Source organism: Clostridium sp. LS (genome assembly GCF_002760435.1).
Taxonomy (GTDB): domain Bacteria; phylum Bacillota; class Clostridia; order Clostridiales; family Clostridiaceae; genus Clostridium.
The window spans coordinates 1-17,057 of record NZ_AUUU01000017.1 but is presented as its reverse complement, the minus strand read 5'-3'; the positions used below and the strand labels follow the sequence as shown (position 1 = coordinate 17,057).

The window sequence follows — 17,057 nt, the reverse complement described above, 5'->3', positions numbered from 1 at the left end:
ATACAGAGATTAGTGAATTAAAAATCAATGTATTGCAGTATATTTGTATTTTAGAAACAAATAAGATCGTACTAATATTTTGTCTTTGATTTTGGATTATTAACTAACTGTGTTAAAATAAAATGTATATAATGCACAAAGGAGTTAAGAATTAATGAATATAATTACTTTAGAGAATATAAATAAAAGCTATAGTGAAAAGGTATTATTAAACGATGTATCACTTGGAATTAATGATGGTGATAAGATTGGTTTAATTGGAATAAATGGTGCTGGTAAGTCTACATTTTTAAAAGTAATTTCTGGACGAGAAGAATTTTTTGAAGGAAATATTACAAAAGGTAGAAATGTTAGAATTGAATATTTAGATCAAAATCCTATTTTTGATAAAGATGCAAATGTACTAGAGCAGGTTTTTAAAGGAGATACTAAAGAAATGACGCTCTTAAAAAAATATGAAGAGCTGTTAGATAAAATTAATTATTGTAAAAGTGAAGAGTATGATTTGTTGAATAACGAATTAATTAAATTACAAGGACAAATTGATTCATTAAATTTATGGGATATTGAAAGTGAAGCAAAAACTATTTTAACTAAATTAGGAATAAAAAATTATTCGGAAAAAGTTGGGAATTTATCTGGAGGGCAGAAGAAGCGAATTGCATTGGCTTGTTCGCTTATAACACCTTGTGATCTTTTAATTCTAGATGAGCCGACTAACCACTTAGACTCTGATTCAATAGAATGGCTTGAAGAGTTTTTAAATTCAAGAAAAGGTGCACTATTAATGATTACCCATGATAGATACTTTTTAGACAGAGTTACAAATAGAATTATTGAGTTAGATAGAGGAAATTTATATTCATATCCAGGTAATTATACAGCATTTCTTGAAAAGAAAATCGAAAGACTAGAAACAGAACAAGTTCAAGAAGATAAAAGAAATGCATTAATTAGAAATGAATTAAAGTGGGTAAGGCGCGGAGCAAAAGCTAGAAGTACAAAGCAAAAGGCTAGACTTCAAAGATTCGATGACCTTGTAAATACTGAAAGTATAAGAAGACAAGAAGATGTTGATATTTCATTTGTAGGTTCAAGACTTGGAAAAAAGGTGGTTGAATTATATGATGTTAGTAAATCATTTGATAGTAAAGCTATAATTAAAGATTTCAATTATATATTTTTAAGAAATGATAGAATCGGCATTGTTGGTGAAAATGGTGCAGGTAAAACTACTTTGGTTAATTTGCTTAGAGGAATTTTACCGCTAGATAGCGGGAGGATTGAAATTGGTGATACTGTTAAAATAAGTTGTTTTGCTCAGGATAATAGTAATATGGATGAAAAACTTAGAGTTATTGATTATGTTAAAGAAGGCGGAGAATACATACCAGTTGAAGATGGCAGCAAGATAACAGCTTCAACAATGTGTGAAAGGTTTTTATTTGATAGCTCTATGCAGTATACTCCAATTGAAAAATTATCTGGAGGAGAAAGGAGAAGGCTGCATTTACTAAGAGTACTTATGGAATCACCAAATTTCTTAATTTTAGACGAACCTACAAATGATTTAGATATAGAAACATTAAAAATATTAGAGGATTTTTTAGATAAGTTTATGGGAATAGTAGTTGTAGTATCCCATGATAGATATTTCTTAGATAGAATTTGTACAAAGATATTCTCCTATGAAGGAAACGGATGTATAAAAGTATACAACGGTAATTATAGTGATTTCTTAATTTCAAAAGAAATAGAAAAAGCTAATTTTGTGGAGTCTGTCAGTAAGAATATAAATGAAATTAAGAATGAAAAGAATAAGATTACAAAAGAAAAGACTAAAGAAAATAAACCAAAGTTTACATTTAAAGAGCAAAAAGAGTATGAAACTATAGATGAAGATATATCAAATTTGGAAGAAAAGATAAAGTCTTTGGAAACAGATATGGCTAAAAATTCTTCAAACTATGGAAAGCTAAATGAACTTATGAAGGAAAAAGAAGAAGTTCAAGAAGAATTAGATAATAAGTATGAAAGATGGGAATACCTAAATGAAATTGCTGAAGCAATAGAAGAATATAAAAATAATAATTAAATTTTAGTTATATTAAACACTTAGCAAGGAGGATAATGAGTATATTTTAATTTACCCTATAAAATTTTAAATATGCTCTTTCAAATATTATGGAATTACATATTTTTTTAAAAGGGAAAGATGATCCAACTATATTTAAAGGTGAAAGGATTGATACTTTAGATATAGAGCTTCAAGGAAAAAAATATAAGCAAATAAGATATTTTAGAAAAGGCGTTTCAAAATCACAATACATTAGTGTAGATTTAATAAAGAGAATAAAGGAAATTAAGGATAAGTAAAAGAGAGTTATAGTAAGTCATATGCCTTAATTTGAGATTAAGATGTAGCATTTTCTTTATAATTCGAAGATAAGTTAATAAATATAAATGTAGGTGATAATTTTGATAAAACAAATTTTACTAGAGGGTTTTAGTAAAAATATAACTAATTCAATCTTAGCTAAAGGACAGCGCGTGTTAAAAAATGATTTGCTTAGAGATTTAAATATTAATGTAGATAATGATTATATTAAAATAAATTCATTTGTAGTTTCAGAAAGTCTATTTAATGAATATTCATGTAAAATTGAAATTGATAATATAACAAAGGATATTATTGGAACTCATTGCAGCTGTTTAGATTTTGAAAAAAATGAATTTTCAAAGGACAATTATTGTTGCAAGCATTTGGTTGCAACCTTTTATAGCTTTTTAAGAGAGATTGATGAGGATGAAAATTTAAGAAGTAAAATTACAAATGTCATAAATTTTAAAGATACAAGATCAAAATTAAAAGAAAATAATAATGATGATTTATTATCATTACTTATTGGTGATACGGATAAGGATAAACTTAAATTTGATATTATTATAAATAAGAATAACTGGTCTTCTAAGCTTCAAGTGGAATTTAAAATAGGTTTGAAAAGTAGAAGTAATAAAATGTATATAGTCAAAGATATTAACTCTTTTTTAATTTCTATTTATAATAATGTTCCAATAAAATATGGTAAAGATTTTATCCTTGATTTAAAAAAACAATCTTTTTCGTTTGAAGACAAAAGATTAATTAAATTCATAAATAATATTAAAACTTTAGCTGAATACGATAGGAACTTTAGAAGGCATCAAGATAAATTAATTGAGGGAAAAACGCTAACTATTCCAGATATAATGTTTAAAGAATTTCTTAATATAGTTAAAAAAAATCGAATTTTCTTAGGGGATGGTTTTTTCTATAGAATCTTAGAATCTGAAATAATAGAAGGAGATATGCCTATTCCTTTTGCTTTAAGCAGCAAAAAAGATATCATAGAATTAAAAGCTCCAAACGGCATACCTGAACCTCTAACACAAAATGAAGATGTATTCTTATATGGAACTTCAATTTATATTCCAACAGTAGAACAATGTGAAAGGCTGTCTCCATATATAAAAATATTTAATGCAACCAATCAAGTTAGTTTTAACAAAAGTAATGAAAATAAAATATTAACGGAATTAATACCATCTGTTCAAAAAGTAACAAATGACTTAACTTTATCGAAAGAAATAAGAGATAAGGTAGTTATTGGACCCGTTAACTTTAGTTTTTATTTTGATAAAGATAAGGATATATCTTTGCTATTTAAGGTCTCTTATGAAGGTCATGAATTTAATTACTTCGATGAATACAAAGATAAAATCATTTATAGAGATGTGAACAAAGAACATGAAGCTTTAGGAGTACTTAAAAGTCTTGGCTTTGAGGAAGTCAATGGAAGATTGTATTTCTTTAGAGATGATGAGGATGCATTTAGATTTTTTAAATATGAAATAGAAAAGATTCAGAAGTATGGAGAAGTATTTTATTCAGAAAGATTTAAGGGAATAAAGGATATTAAGAAATCTGACTTTAAAGGAGAAGTGCGAAAAGGAAAATATAATTATTTTGAATTTGAATTTAAAATAGCTGATTTATCCTATGAAGAAACCGCTAAGATACTTAGAAGTTTCAGAGATAATTTAAAATATTATAAACTTGGAAATGGAGAATTTTTAGATCTGGAGGAAGCTTCATTAAAAGAGGCTTTAATTTTGATGGATAATTTGCTATTGGAAGAGGAATTAAATAATAACTTAATTGAAGTGCCAATGAATAAGGCAGCTTATCTTGAAGATTATTTAGAAGATAAAAATATGAGATTTATAAAAGGTTGTGAAGAAATTAAAGTAATAAAAGACAGATTAAAAAATATTAAAGATAAGTCTTTTCAGCCTCCGTATGGCCTTCAAGCAAAACTAAGGGAGTATCAAAAGGATGGGTATAATTGGTTCAGAACTTTAGATTATTTAGGATTTGGTGGTATTTTAGGTGATGAGATGGGTCTTGGAAAAACTCTTCAAACAATAACGTTATTATTATCTAAGCCTAATTCTAAAACAATTATTATAGCACCTACTTCTTTAATATATAACTGGAAAAATGAATTTAGAAAGTTTGCACCTTCTATGAAAATAGCAATTTCAAATGGAGCTAGAGATGAAAGAGAAAAGCTGATAAAAAATTATAAAGAATATGATGTTATCATTACAACCTATAATCTATTAAGAAGAGACTTAGAATTATATGATATGGAATTTGACTATTGCATTTTAGATGAAGCTCAAAACATTAAAAATCAATTATCCTTAAGTGCAAAGTCTGTTAAGGAAATAAAATCAAGGAATAGATTTGCATTAACTGGTACACCAATAGAAAATTCATTAATGGAATTATGGTCAATTTTTGATTTTATAATGCCAGGGTATTTATATTCTGAAAAGAAATTTGTTAGTAGATACTATAGAAGGCTTGAAGAAGGTCCAGAAATTTTGGAAGAATTAAATAGGCTGGTTAAGCCATTTATTCTTAGAAGATATAAGAAGAATGTAATTAAAGAATTACCTGATAAAATTGAAAAACGGTTATTAGTACCTTTAAGCGATGAACAAAAAGTGGTTTATGAAACTTATGCCAATTATGTTAAAGATTTAATTCAAAAGAAAGTAGAAGATTTTGAATTTACTAAAAATAAAATTGAAATATTATCTTATATAACTAAGCTGCGCCAAATATGCTTAGATCCATCTGTAACTATGGATAATTACTTAGGAACCAGTGGGAAAATAGATGCGCTAATTGAACTATTAGAACAAAGCATTGAAGAAGGACATAAGATATTAGTATTTTCACAATTTACTTCAGTTTTAAAAAATATCGGAAAGATACTTAAAGAAAAACAATTTGAATTTTCTTACTTAGATGGGTCAGTTTCATCAATAAATAGAATTAAAATGGTTGATGAATTTAACAATGGAGAAAAGAATGTTTTTTTAGTATCCTTAAAAGCTGGGGGTACAGGATTAAATTTAACTAGTGCAGACATTGTAATACATTTCGACCCATGGTGGAATCCAGCCGTTGAAGATCAAGCTACAGATAGAGCTCATAGAATTGGACAAAAAAATGTTGTGGAAGTAATTAAGTTAATATCAAGTGGCACTATTGAAGAAAAAATAGTTGAGCTTCAGGATTCTAAAAGGGAATTGATAAATAAAATATTAAGTGATGATTTGTCAGTAGGAACGTTTATAAATACTTTAAATGAGAATGAAATTTTAGATTTATTTAATTATAGTAATATTTAATGAAAATATGTCATAAATTATAGTGGTGATTATATGGTAGAAGAAATAAATGAAATAGCTGTCTATTTGAGAGAGATCAACACTATATCTATAATATTAAGACTTACACTTGCAACAGTCTGTGCTGGAATTATTGGGGCGGAACGAGGTAGAAAAAATAGGCCGGCAGGTTTTAGAACTCATATTTTAGTTTGTATTGGCGCAACATTGATAATGATAACAAGTCAGTACATGAATGATGTTCTAAATTTTAAAGGTGATGTAAGTAGAATGGGAGCTCAAGTTATAAGTGGTATTGGATTTTTGGGTGTAGGTACAATAATTGTTGTCGGGAAGAATCAGGTTAAAGGCCTTACAACGGCAGCAGGTCTTTGGGCTTGTGCATGTATGGGTCTAGCTATAGGAATTGGATTTTATGAAGGTGCAATTATATCATGTGTCTTTTTATTTGGAGTAGTAACAGGACTTCATAGACTAGATCTATACTCAAGACATCATTCAAAAGTATTAGAGGTATACGCTGAACTTAAGGATATAACTGGTGTTACGAACTTTATGAATACTGTAAAATCAGATGGAACAAAGATTTCTAATATAGAAGTTAAGAAAGCAAATGAACTTGACAGGCATATTATTGGACTCACAATGACTTTAACTTTGGCTAGAAAAATTGATCATGCAGAGTATATTTTAAAGCTTCATACGATTGAAAATGTATGCTCTATTGAAGAAATAATGTAGTGTTTTATGGAAAAAAGTACAAGAGGAAATTCTGTTGTTTTTGAATTTTCCCTTGTATTTTTTCTTATTTAGGAGCAAAAAAATAATAAGCTCATAATTTCTGTGTAGTTTTCATTGCAACACCATTTTTTAAAAGTAGGGTGGCAGAAGTATGTCTAAATCATGCTGTCGTATATTAAATTAAAACAATCTCTTTCTGAGTTTGATGATGCAGCCTCATTAAAAGAAATTAAAATTGATTTATCTAAAATTAAAAACATAATGAGGTTTTTTATGGAAAAATTATTATTATAACTTATTGAATATTAGTGTAAATTGGTATAATATGTTAACATGTAGAAATATATGTTAAGAATTACGTTGTATATAAATTAAATTTTGCTAATTTATGATTTTATCAATCTTATATTAATATAGGAGGGAGTGTTACAGTGGCTGGTAATCATATGAAACTCTGACAGTATCAGTCAAAAATAAGGAGTGACGAAAAAATGAAAATTTCAAAGAAAAGTTGGACTACGATAAGTGCTTTTGCTACTAGTTGTGTATTCATGTTTAACGGAAGTAGTGCAGTAGCCTACGCTAATCCAAAAGATTTTATAGTTATTGCTACATCATCATCCACTAATCTAAAAGATTTTAAAGTTTCTGCTGCATCAAGCAATTTTACGATACCAGCAGAAATTCCTGCATCGAAAATAGGGTTGCCTACATCTGGTGCTACGATCAGTTCAGCAACTATAGTGAAATCTGATGAAAAGGATAATCTGAATGGAGAATACTGCAAGGTATTAGGTGCAATCCATCCAGTAGATAAAACTGCGCCAGACATTAATTTTCAGGTTAACCTTCCTATAAAATGGAACAGTAAAATATTACAATATGGTGGCGGTGGATTTGATGGTGTTCTGGTTACTGCTGATAGTGGATATTACGGGCAAATGGTTTCAGATCCAACACCTTTGGCTCAAGGATATGTAACATTTGGTAGTGATAGTGGTCATGTCAATTCTTCATATTGGGATAGTAAATGGGCGCTTAATGATGAAGCCTTGAATAATTTTGCCTCTGACCAGTTAAAGAAAACAAAAGATACCGTACTAGAAATAGTACAGGCTTTTTATAAATCCAAGCCATCTCAGGTATATTTTGTTGGTGGGTCTAATGGCGGACGAGAAGCGTTGAAGGTTGTGCAACGTTTCCCAACAGAATATAATGGTGTTATTTGCTATTTTCCTGTATTAAACTGGGTGCCTAAGGCAATTACAGATAGTAGGAATGCAGATGCCGTAAAAGCTAATAATGGAGCAGGTTGGATCAGCCCTGAACAATATAAGCTTGTTAATCAAACCATCCTTGGAATAGATGATGGACTAGACGGCGTTAAGGATGGCATAATAAGCAACATTTATGGGGCTGAAAAAAAGAAGGATGAAGTTTTAAAAGCTTTAAAAAATATATTATCAGATGCGCAGATAAAAACATTAGAAACATTTGCTTCACCTATGAAATTTAATTATCCCCTTGCCAATGGATTAAGCACTATGCCAGGATATCCTGTTTTTAAGGGAGCGCCTTTGGTCGATAGGTTTCTAAACCAATATGGTACGGCACCAACTGCCAGGGATGGCCTAATGGCAGAAAGTGGGGATGCTGTTATTAAAAATATGATAGTTCGAGATTATAATTTTAATCCTGAAAATTTTGATCCAGATAAATGGCATGACAAAGTTGTACAAGCTTCAGAATTACTTGATGCTACAAATCCAGATATCTCAGCTTTTAGAAATAACGGAGGAAAATTAATTCTTATTCATGGAGCAGGAGATCAAATTGTTACCTTCCAAGGAACAATTGACTACTATGATCAATTAACCAACAAATTTGGTAAGGACTCCCTTGGTGAGTTTGTAAAATTTTATATGGTTCCAGGAAATGGCCATTATAACTCAGAAACCTGGAATATGGGAGCAGACATGTTAGGTGCATTGGATCAATGGGTAGTAAATAATAAGTCTCCTGAGAATTTGATTGTAACAGATCAGTCTGAAAAGACTGCAGGCCGTACACGTCCGCTTTTAGAATATCCTGCTTATCCAGAGTACAAAGGAAGCGGAGATGTAAATTCTGCTAAAAGTTATATCAGCGCTACCCCTTAATGAAATGGAAAGAGCTTATTTTATCATATAATAAAATATTGTTGATTAATCAAATTGGTTAGCTAGAAGTCGGGATAATTAATCCCGGCTTCTACTTTTGATATGTTGAAACACCTAGTGAGTCAAACCATTTGTTTGGGAATGCAAGGAGGTTTACAAAGATGAAGAAGCAGCAAGGATGCAGGAAAACTTATATGTTACTTTCCATGGAAATAAGAGTGCCTGTGATTGTGTATTAAGTGTGGTAAATGTGATCATATATATTTGGAATAATATGTGGCTGAAAATGAAATGTTTTAGAATTTTTAGTTAATAAATATCACATCTAATGGATTTCTGTCTACTAGTTTCTTATATTTATACTTTGGATACCCAACCATAATGGCACCTGTTACAATTTTGTCTTCAGGTATATTAAATAGAGAGAGTAGTGGAGCGTAGTTAGAAAATGCGCAAAATTCAAATAATCCAGCCCAACAAGAACCAAGTCCAATAGTAGTTGCATATAGTTCAGCATATGTAAGCTGAGATATAGTGTTTTCTCTTCCATTTTTAAAGTCTTTTGGAGCCGTTGCAATAATAAGGTGTGGAGCATTACGTAATATTGTATCCATTCCTGTTGTCTTGCGAGTTTGGACATGCCTTGTAAAACTCCAATGTAATGAAAGCTTACTTTCCATCCATTCATAAATAATTTCTATAGCTTTTTCTAATATTTTTTTGTTTTCAACTATTATATAAGAAACACCTTGGCTGTTACTAGCAGTAGGCGCATAATGTGCAACATTGATTATTTCTAATAATTTTTCTCTAGGCACAGGTGCATCCTTAAAACAACGTATTGAACGGCGGGATCTAAGAAAATTTTCTGCAGTTTTTGAATCTATAACGGGAAAGTTTTCTATATCAATTTGATCAGCTAAAGGAGTTTTTATATTATCCAATGCTCCATGGGGACATACAGCAACACATTGGCCACAGGCAATACAGTTCTTTGCATTACTAGCATTAGGACCGGCTTCGTCTATTGATAAAACTCCAGTTGGGCATACTTTTGAACAAATTCCACATTTAATACATTTTGACTGGTTTACATTAATTAAATTCATTAAATATCACTCCTAGTTTTGTTAATATATACTTTATATTCAAGTTTCTATGATGTAATATAATTTATATTAGTATGCTAATATTATCAAGTACGCACTTTCTAGGAACGTGGTTACCAGTTGTATACCATATAGAATTGTTTGAGTATAAGAAGGAGTTGTAAATGGTGAAGTTTAAAGGAATTGAATATAACTGCTCTATGGAATTAACATTAGATATTTTAGGAGGTAAATGGAAGCCTATAATTATATGGCAGTTAGGTAAAAAAACTATGCGTTTTAATGAGTTAAAAAGAAGTTTGCCTAATATTACACAAAAAATGTTAACGCAACAACTTAGATCATTAGAAGAAGATGAGTTAATTAATAGGGTTATTTATAATCAAGTTCCACCAAAAGTGGAATATTCCCTTACTGATTATGGAAGAAGTCTGTTGCCAGTCCTAACCGATTTATGTGAATGGGCAATTAGTTACTCTAATTTAATTAAAGCTAAAAATACATGCAAATAAAATGTTGTAACTTAGAAATGGAGAAATTGTGTTATCATGAAAATTGATAGATTACTAGGAATTTTAAATGTCCTTGCCAATACAGATAAAACTACCATACAGGAATTAGCAGAAAGATTTGAAGTTTCAAAACGTACAATTTTTCGAGATTTAGATACATTGAACAAGTCTGGGGTTCCTATTGCAACATATCCAGGAATTGGCGGCGGAGTGTCAGTCATTGAGGGATATAAACTTAAAAGTAATATTCTTTCAAAGAACGATATAAAAAATGTTTTTACAGCGCTTAACGGACTCATGAGTATTGATGAAAACACTGACTTAACAAATCTAATAGCAAAGCTAATTCCAGAAGAAACAAGTATGGTATTTTCTGAAAGCGATTATGTAATTGATTTGTCCTCATGGTTTCAAGATAGTATTACACAGGAAAAGGTATCTATTTTATATAAGGCAATTAAAAATAGAAAGTGTATTTATTTAGAATATATTTCTAAAAGTTCACGTTCATCAAGAATGATTCAACCTTATAAGCTTGTTTTTAAGCAATCATATTGGTACTTATACGCTTTTTGTGAAGATAAGCAGGAATTCCGTTTTTTTAGAATCAACAGAATTGTTAATCTTAAAATTATGGATAAAGGTTTTAGTTGTAAGGTAGTTGAAAAAATAGATTTTAGAAAAGATTTTGCTATTGGTTTATTTTCTTCACAAGATCAAACATCATTGTTTGAAGTTATACTAGAATATGATAGTAATAATGAATTTTTATTAACAAACAAGATAGATGCTAAATTTTTTCATAGGAAAAGTAGATCAGAAGAAAAGGGGCAGATTATATTTCTAGTTTCAGACATAGAGTGGGCTGCTGAGTTGGTTTTTAGTTTGCAAGACAAAGTTAAAGTTATAGCACCTATTGAACTAAAAGAAGCAATAAAAACCAGAATAAAAAGAATAAATGAACTCTATAAAGATGACATATAGGTGTCATCTTTTTCATTGTACAATACTTACGAAAGGAAGTGTTACAATGAAAAAAGAAATACTTGTGTTTATTTTTGATGGATATGCAGATTGGGAAAGCGCTTATATTTGTTCAGAACTCAATGTAGCAGAAACGAATTATATTGTAAAAACTTTAAGTCTGGACAAAGAAACTAAAATTTCTATGGGAGGTTTTCGGATCATTCCTGATTATTCTGTAAGTGATTACCCAAAAAAATTCGAGATGTTGCTTTTAATTGGTGGTTATGCTTGGATGGAACATAAAAACAATGAAATTAAACCTGTGGTAGAGTATGCAGTTAAGCATCATATTCCAGTAGCAGCAATCTGTAATGCCGCTAATTTTATGGCAGAGAACGGATATTTGGATAATATCAGACATACTGGCAACACAATAGAGTTTATGAGGTCACAAGCGCCACATTACAAAGGTGACAGCAATTTTATTGAGAAACAGGCAGTTTGTGATTCTGATATCATAACTGCAAATGGTACAGCTTCTTTAGAGTTTGCTAAGGAAATTATGTTGCATTTGGATGTTAAGCCTGTAGAAAAGATTAACGAATGGTATAGATTTAACAGGTTAGGTTTCTATCAACAGTAGAGTAATGTAGCTTGGTAAAGTGCCTTCTACTAAGTTTTGTAATAATTCTATTATAAAGTGTTAACTAAAGAAATCGATATGTTTTTCACTTTTTATGGAATTGATTAAGATTTTAATAATAACAGCTCCAAGGACACATTTACCTTGGAGCTGTTAAGCGTTTGGGTTTTTATAATAAAGACAAATATTATTAAGGATTTTCTTTAGGAGATTTTTCTTTTCTAATGTATCATTATTTTTACATTTGGTAGCAAAAGCTTCAATAGCTTAAGCAAATCATTTTTGTTTATAATTTTAAATTTAGATTTATCAAGAAACTACAGTGTATGTTTGGGTGTAGGCTATCTGTTCATCGCCTAAAGTAAGGTAATAATATATTGGTATCATATAAGTTGAATAAAATAGTGTTGAGGCATCTCCAACATTGTTTTCTAATGATCTTATTAATAATTGTTGATGTTTTAGGCTTACAATGTAGCAATTGGCTATAATAACAATTTGTTCTGCAAAAAATACATCAGAAATTGAATTTGCATATTTATCAGCATGATTTACTAAATTTCCTCTAATAACTCGAAGTTGATCAATGTCACGTTGCAAATTGGTATCTATAGTTTTTAATTGTTCAATTGGTGTATCTGATTTCACATTAATCACAACTAAATTAGCTCGTATCGTTTTAATTTGTTCCAAGCTACTTAAAATGTCTTCTTTATTTTGAAGATCTGATATCCTTGGACCATACGGTGTAGGTTTAGTTGGGATTTGTGCATACGTTATATTACTCATAGATACTGTAAAAAGTATTATAAATACTATTAAACGAATTACTTTTTTTGGCACCATTAGTCCTCCTATAATTTTAATTGATTATTTTTATTAAAAAATTGCCTTAAACTTATCGTTTACTATTTTGGCGATTTTATTCCTTTTAATAGATGTTTATGTTGAGAGTATTAATATAGCTTAGAAGTTGTTTATGTTATAAAATTATTATTTTTTTATATTTGAGTGATGTTGTAATTAGAGGACAACTTTATTACAGAATTGTTTGTAAACTAGATAAATTAAAAATGATAGGATTATAATTTAATTATGAGAGGCTAAAGAAGTAAATTAGTTGAGAAAATTATGATTATTATCAAGGAAAATTAAGAAAAAAGATATAAAGGAGGAAATATGAATAGTAAAAAAGTTTATCCAAGAACAGGTGATAAAGAAACAATATATTTAAAACCAGTAATTACAGATCCTAATATCATAGTTGGAGATTATACCATGTATAATGATTTTGTTAATGATCCAACAAAATTTCAAAATAATAATGTATTATATCACTTTCCTGTAAATAGCGAGAAGTTAATCATTGGTAAGTATTGTTCTATTGCTTGTGGAGCAAAATTTATGTTTACATCTGGCAACCATAAGATGGCGTCACTTTCAACTTACCCATTTCCAATATTTTATAAAGAATGGGAGTTAAATAGTGCAGATATTACCGATGCCTGGGACAATAATGGTGATATCATAATAGGAAATGATGTTTGGATTGGTTATGAAGCAGTAATCATGCAAGGGGTTCAAATAGGAGATGGTGCAATAATAGGAACAAGAGCAGTTGTAACTAAAGATGTTGCTCCTTATACAATTGTAGGAGGAACACCTGCAAAAGAAATCAGAAAGCGCTTTTCTGAAGAGGTAATAGCCAAATTAGTAGACCTGAAATGGTGGAATTGGGATGACGAAAAAGTTCAAAAGAATCTGCCTTATCTTACGAAAGGAATTGTTAGTTTAACTGAAGAAATATAAGTATAATAAGGAGCATGAAGTAATAATGATAGGAGTTATATATTTCAAAGCTTCTTTTATTTTATTAGATAAGCAAGTTACAATCAATTCTTCCTTCATAAAGTATTACTGCTTTATGTTTACAAATTTAATTTAAAATACATATTAAAATTTTTATGTTTTTATTGTTAAATTAAAAACAAAATGATAGAATATCTATGGGTAGTATCGAAAGAGAATTACACCGATATTTTTAGCATTAAGAATTATAATACAACTCATATCTATATGAATGAGATTGAAGTTAGGATGTTGTATCACGTATATGGAGGTGATACTATTAAAGTTGGATTTATTGGTCCTGGGAAGGTAGGCGTAAGTTTAGGTCGCTACTTTACTCATAAAGGGATAAAATTAAGTGGCTTTTATGGAAAAAATGAAGAAAACACCAAACAAGCAGCTGAGATTACTAAATCTAAATTTTATGATAACATTCAAAATATTATTAATGAAAGTAATATATTATTTATTACAACGCCTGATGATATAATTTCAATTATAGATAATGAATTATCAAAATTTGATCTAAATAACAAATCTATTTGTCACACTAGTGGCTCACTTAAATCAAATGTATTATGTAATGCCAAACATTCTGGTGCACTGATCTATTCTATACATCCAATATTTGCGTTTTCAAGTAAAGATACAAATTTAAAAGAATTAGAAAGTATATACTTTTCTATTGAAGGTGATATCTTTGAGAATTGTGTTCTTTTAGAATTAATGAAGAGATTAGAGAACAAGTATTTTACTAGAAGAGCAGAAGATTCTTCAATTTATCATTTAGCTAATGTTTTTGTTTCTAACCTTACTTTATCCTTATTAGATATGGGAGTAACTTACTTTAAAAAACTTGGTTTAAATGAAGAAGAAGCTTTAAATGCTCTTAAACCTCTTATAATTGGTAATATTGATAGTATTTATACAAAGGGTTTTGTGAATTCTTTAACAGGACCAATTTCAAGAGGTGATATTTCTACTGTAGAAAAACATTTATGTGCTTTAGAAGAAAAGGATAAAGATCTTTATAAAATACTATCTTTAAATTTAATAAAGCTTGTTTCTCTAAGAGAAACAAAAGAATTTGAAGGTATAAAAATGGAAAATGCAATTGAAAACTTACTAAATAATTCAAAAAAGCATAAAGAAATATATGAGCTTTTAGGAGGAGTAAAGTAGTGAAAAATACAGTATTAACTTTTAAACAAGCTAAAGAGCAAGGAAAGAAATTAAGTATGCTTACAGCATATGATTATTCAATGGCAAAAATTATTGATGAAAGCGGAGTAAATGCAATCTTGATAGGGGATTCCCTTGGAATGGTTATTAAAGGAGAAGAAGATACTTTAGCTGTTACAATGGATGAAATAATTTATCATACAAAAGCTGTTAAAAGAGGTACTAAGAATGCTCTTATCGTTAGTGATATGCCATTTTTATCTTATCATGTTTCAATAGAACAAGCAGTATTAAATGCTGGAAGATTAATTAAAGAAGGTGGAGCAAATGCTGTTAAACTTGAAGGTGGTGCAAAAGTAGCAGCTCAGGTCAAAGCAATTGTAGATGCGCAAATTCCTGTAATGGGTCACTTAGGTTTAACTCCGCAATCTGTTAATGCTTTTGGAGGCTTTAAGGTACAAGGTAAGGATCAGTCAGCTGCTAAACAATTAATAGAAGATGCTGTTCTTTTAGAAAAAGCAGGTGCTTTTTCAATTGTACTCGAAGGAATTCCAGAGAAGGTAGCTGAGCTTATTACAAATTCAGTATCAGTTCCAACCATAGGAATTGGTGCAGGAAAATATTGTGATGGCCAAGTATTGGTTTATCAAGATATGCTAGGAATGTTTAATGATTTTGTTCCAAAGTTTGTAAAGCAATATGCGAATATAGGTTCAGTTATGAGAGAGGCTATTTCTTCTTATGTTAGGGAAGTAGAAGAAGGAACATTTCCAGAAGAAAAGCACACTTTTAAAATTGATGAAACCGAATTGAAAAAATTATATTAGTTTTGAGGAGAGAAAGATGTTAGTAAAAGAAATTAAAGAACTAAGAAGCCTAGTTAAAGCATGGAGAAAAGAAGGTCTTTCAGTGGGATATGTACCAACAATGGGAGCATTACATGAAGGGCACGAAAGTTTAATAAAGAGGGCAGTTAGTGAAAATGACAGAGTAGTTGTAAGTGTGTTTGTAAATCCAACACAATTTGGACCAAATGAGGATTTTGAAAGTTATCCAAGAGATATAAATAGAGATTTAGAGATTTGTTTGAATGCAGGAGCTAATGTAGTTTTTAATCCAGAACCAAGTGAGATGTATTTTGATAATAAATCTACAACAGTTAGTGTTTCAAATCTAACCAATGCACTTTGTGGTGCAAAAAGACCAGGACATTTTGATGGAGTATGTTTAGTTGTTTCAAAATTTTTCAATATAGTTACTCCAGATAAAGCTTATTTTGGAGAAAAAGATGCTCAACAAGTTGCTGTTATAAGAAGGATGGTTAGGGACTTAAATATTGATGTAGAAGTAGTTGCCTGTCCAATAATCCGTGAAGAGGACGGATTAGCGAAAAGCTCAAGAAACACTTATCTTTCTAGTGAGGAAAGAAAAGCAGCATTAGTGTTAAGTAGAAGTTTAGAAAAAGCTAAAGATGCATTAATTGGTGGTGAAAGAGATGCACTTAAAGTTAAGGAAATTATTACAGATGAACTAAATAAAGAACTATTAGCTAAAATAGATTATGTAGAAATTGTAGATAGTGATTCTTTAGAGGATGTTCATATGATAGAAAAGAATGTATTAATACCGATTGCAGTATATATTGGTAAGACAAGACTAATAGATAATTTTAGTTATACTAATTAAACACATTTAGGGGGAGAAAAAATGATACTAACAATGTTAAAAGGAAAGATACACAGAGCGACGGTTACTCAAGCGGAGTTAAATTATGTAGGAAGCATAACAATAGACAAGACTTTAATGGAAGCCTCGAATATATTAGAAAATGAAAAAGTTCAAATTGTTGATATAAACAATGGAGAGAGATTTGAAACATACGTAATTCCTGGAAAAAGAGATTCGGGTGTTATTTGTTTAAATGGAGCAGCTGCAAGACTAGTGCAAACAGGAGATAAAGTTATAATAATTGCTTATGCTCAAATGGATGAAGAAGAAGCAAAAAAATATAAACCAACAGTTGTATTTATGAACGATGATAATACAATAAAAGAAATTACTAACTATGAATCTAATGAATAAATTTTAATTACAAATAAGGCACATGAAAATAAATAACAAGTCCAAAGTTGCCATGGAAAATAGGCTGGCA

At 29.6% G+C, this 17,057-nt stretch carries 15 protein-coding genes; 13 read left to right on the top strand and 2 right to left on the bottom strand.

What is annotated here, in order from left to right; genetic code table 11:
- The first annotated feature begins 154 nt into the window (after positions 1 to 154).
- The 5 genes from COL3_RS04615 (at position 155) to COL3_RS04595 (ending at position 8,645) form a co-directional block, all read left to right on the top strand.
- Positions 155 to 2,095: an ABC-F family ATP-binding cassette domain-containing protein gene (locus COL3_RS04615; protein WP_008420082.1), complete on the top strand. Its 1,941-nt coding sequence runs from the start codon at positions 155 to 157 to the stop codon at positions 2,093 to 2,095.
- A gap of 89 nt (positions 2,096 to 2,184) precedes the next feature.
- Entirely contained in the window at positions 2,185 to 2,376 is a 192-nt protein-coding gene (locus COL3_RS04610; protein WP_008420080.1) for a hypothetical protein, read from the top strand.
- Positions 2,377 to 2,478: 102 nt separating this feature from the next.
- On the top strand, positions 2,479 to 5,745 hold the full coding sequence (locus COL3_RS04605; protein ID WP_008420077.1) for an SNF2 helicase associated domain-containing protein: 3,267 nt from the start codon (positions 2,479 to 2,481) through the stop codon (positions 5,743 to 5,745).
- Between the two features lie 33 nt (positions 5,746 to 5,778).
- Positions 5,779 to 6,486 carry an MgtC/SapB family protein gene (locus COL3_RS04600; RefSeq protein ID WP_008420074.1) on the top strand — a complete coding sequence of 236 codons (708 nt, stop codon included), beginning with the start codon at positions 5,779 to 5,781 and terminating at the stop codon, positions 6,484 to 6,486.
- A 491-nt stretch (positions 6,487 to 6,977) separates the two neighbouring features.
- The gene (locus tag COL3_RS04595) at positions 6,978 to 8,645 is read left to right on the top strand and encodes a tannase/feruloyl esterase family alpha/beta hydrolase (RefSeq protein ID WP_008420072.1); all 1,668 of its coding nucleotides are present in this window, start codon (positions 6,978 to 6,980) and stop codon (positions 8,643 to 8,645) included.
- Positions 8,646 to 8,950: 305 nt separating this feature from the next.
- Here COL3_RS04595 and COL3_RS04590 read toward each other — a convergent pair whose 3' ends face one another.
- Positions 8,951 to 9,754, bottom strand: coding sequence for a nitroreductase family protein (locus COL3_RS04590; RefSeq protein WP_008420070.1), 804 nt, complete (start codon positions 9,752 to 9,754; stop codon positions 8,951 to 8,953).
- A gap of 164 nt (positions 9,755 to 9,918) precedes the next feature.
- Between COL3_RS04590 and COL3_RS04585 the strand changes: the two genes are divergently transcribed.
- The 3 genes from COL3_RS04585 to COL3_RS04575 are packed head-to-tail and all read left to right on the top strand — an operon-like array spanning position 9,919 to position 11,875.
- A complete protein-coding gene (locus COL3_RS04585) occupies positions 9,919 to 10,266 on the top strand; it encodes a helix-turn-helix domain-containing protein (RefSeq protein ID WP_008420068.1) in 348 nt (115 codons plus the stop codon).
- Positions 10,267 to 10,302: 36 nt separating this feature from the next.
- Positions 10,303 to 11,250: a YafY family protein gene (locus COL3_RS04580; RefSeq protein WP_008420067.1), complete on the top strand. Its 948-nt coding sequence runs from the start codon at positions 10,303 to 10,305 to the stop codon at positions 11,248 to 11,250.
- Positions 11,225 to 11,875, top strand: coding sequence for a type 1 glutamine amidotransferase family protein (locus COL3_RS04575; protein ID WP_242982100.1), 651 nt, complete (start codon positions 11,225 to 11,227; stop codon positions 11,873 to 11,875). Before COL3_RS04580 ends, COL3_RS04575 begins: the two co-directional genes overlap by 26 nt.
- 309 nt (positions 11,876 to 12,184) lie before the next feature.
- Here COL3_RS04575 and COL3_RS04570 read toward each other — a convergent pair whose 3' ends face one another.
- Positions 12,185 to 12,664, bottom strand: coding sequence for a hypothetical protein (locus COL3_RS04570; protein ID WP_242982099.1), 480 nt, complete (start codon positions 12,662 to 12,664; stop codon positions 12,185 to 12,187).
- Between the two features lie 390 nt (positions 12,665 to 13,054).
- Here COL3_RS04570 and COL3_RS04565 point away from each other — a divergent pair, with 390 nt between their 5' ends.
- The 5 genes from COL3_RS04565 (at position 13,055) to panD (ending at position 16,987) form a co-directional block, all read left to right on the top strand.
- Positions 13,055 to 13,684 (top strand): CatB-related O-acetyltransferase, encoded by a 630-nt coding sequence (locus tag COL3_RS04565; protein ID WP_008420061.1) that lies wholly within the window; start codon positions 13,055 to 13,057, stop codon positions 13,682 to 13,684.
- A gap of 267 nt (positions 13,685 to 13,951) precedes the next feature.
- Positions 13,952 to 14,905, top strand: coding sequence for a Rossmann-like and DUF2520 domain-containing protein (locus COL3_RS04560; RefSeq protein ID WP_099716564.1), 954 nt, complete (start codon positions 13,952 to 13,954; stop codon positions 14,903 to 14,905).
- Positions 14,905 to 15,732, top strand: a complete 828-nt coding sequence (gene panB / locus COL3_RS04555) for a 3-methyl-2-oxobutanoate hydroxymethyltransferase (protein WP_008420055.1) — start codon at positions 14,905 to 14,907, stop codon at positions 15,730 to 15,732. The genes COL3_RS04560 and panB overlap by 1 nt, the downstream gene beginning before the upstream one ends.
- A 16-nt stretch (positions 15,733 to 15,748) precedes the next feature.
- On the top strand, positions 15,749 to 16,591 hold the full coding sequence (gene panC / locus COL3_RS04550) for a pantoate--beta-alanine ligase (RefSeq protein WP_008420053.1): 843 nt from the start codon (positions 15,749 to 15,751) through the stop codon (positions 16,589 to 16,591).
- Between the two features lie 21 nt (positions 16,592 to 16,612).
- Positions 16,613 to 16,987 carry an aspartate 1-decarboxylase gene (panD, locus tag COL3_RS04545; RefSeq protein ID WP_008420050.1) on the top strand — a complete coding sequence of 125 codons (375 nt, stop codon included), beginning with the start codon at positions 16,613 to 16,615 and terminating at the stop codon, positions 16,985 to 16,987.
- Positions 16,988 to 17,057: the final 70 nt, after the last annotated feature.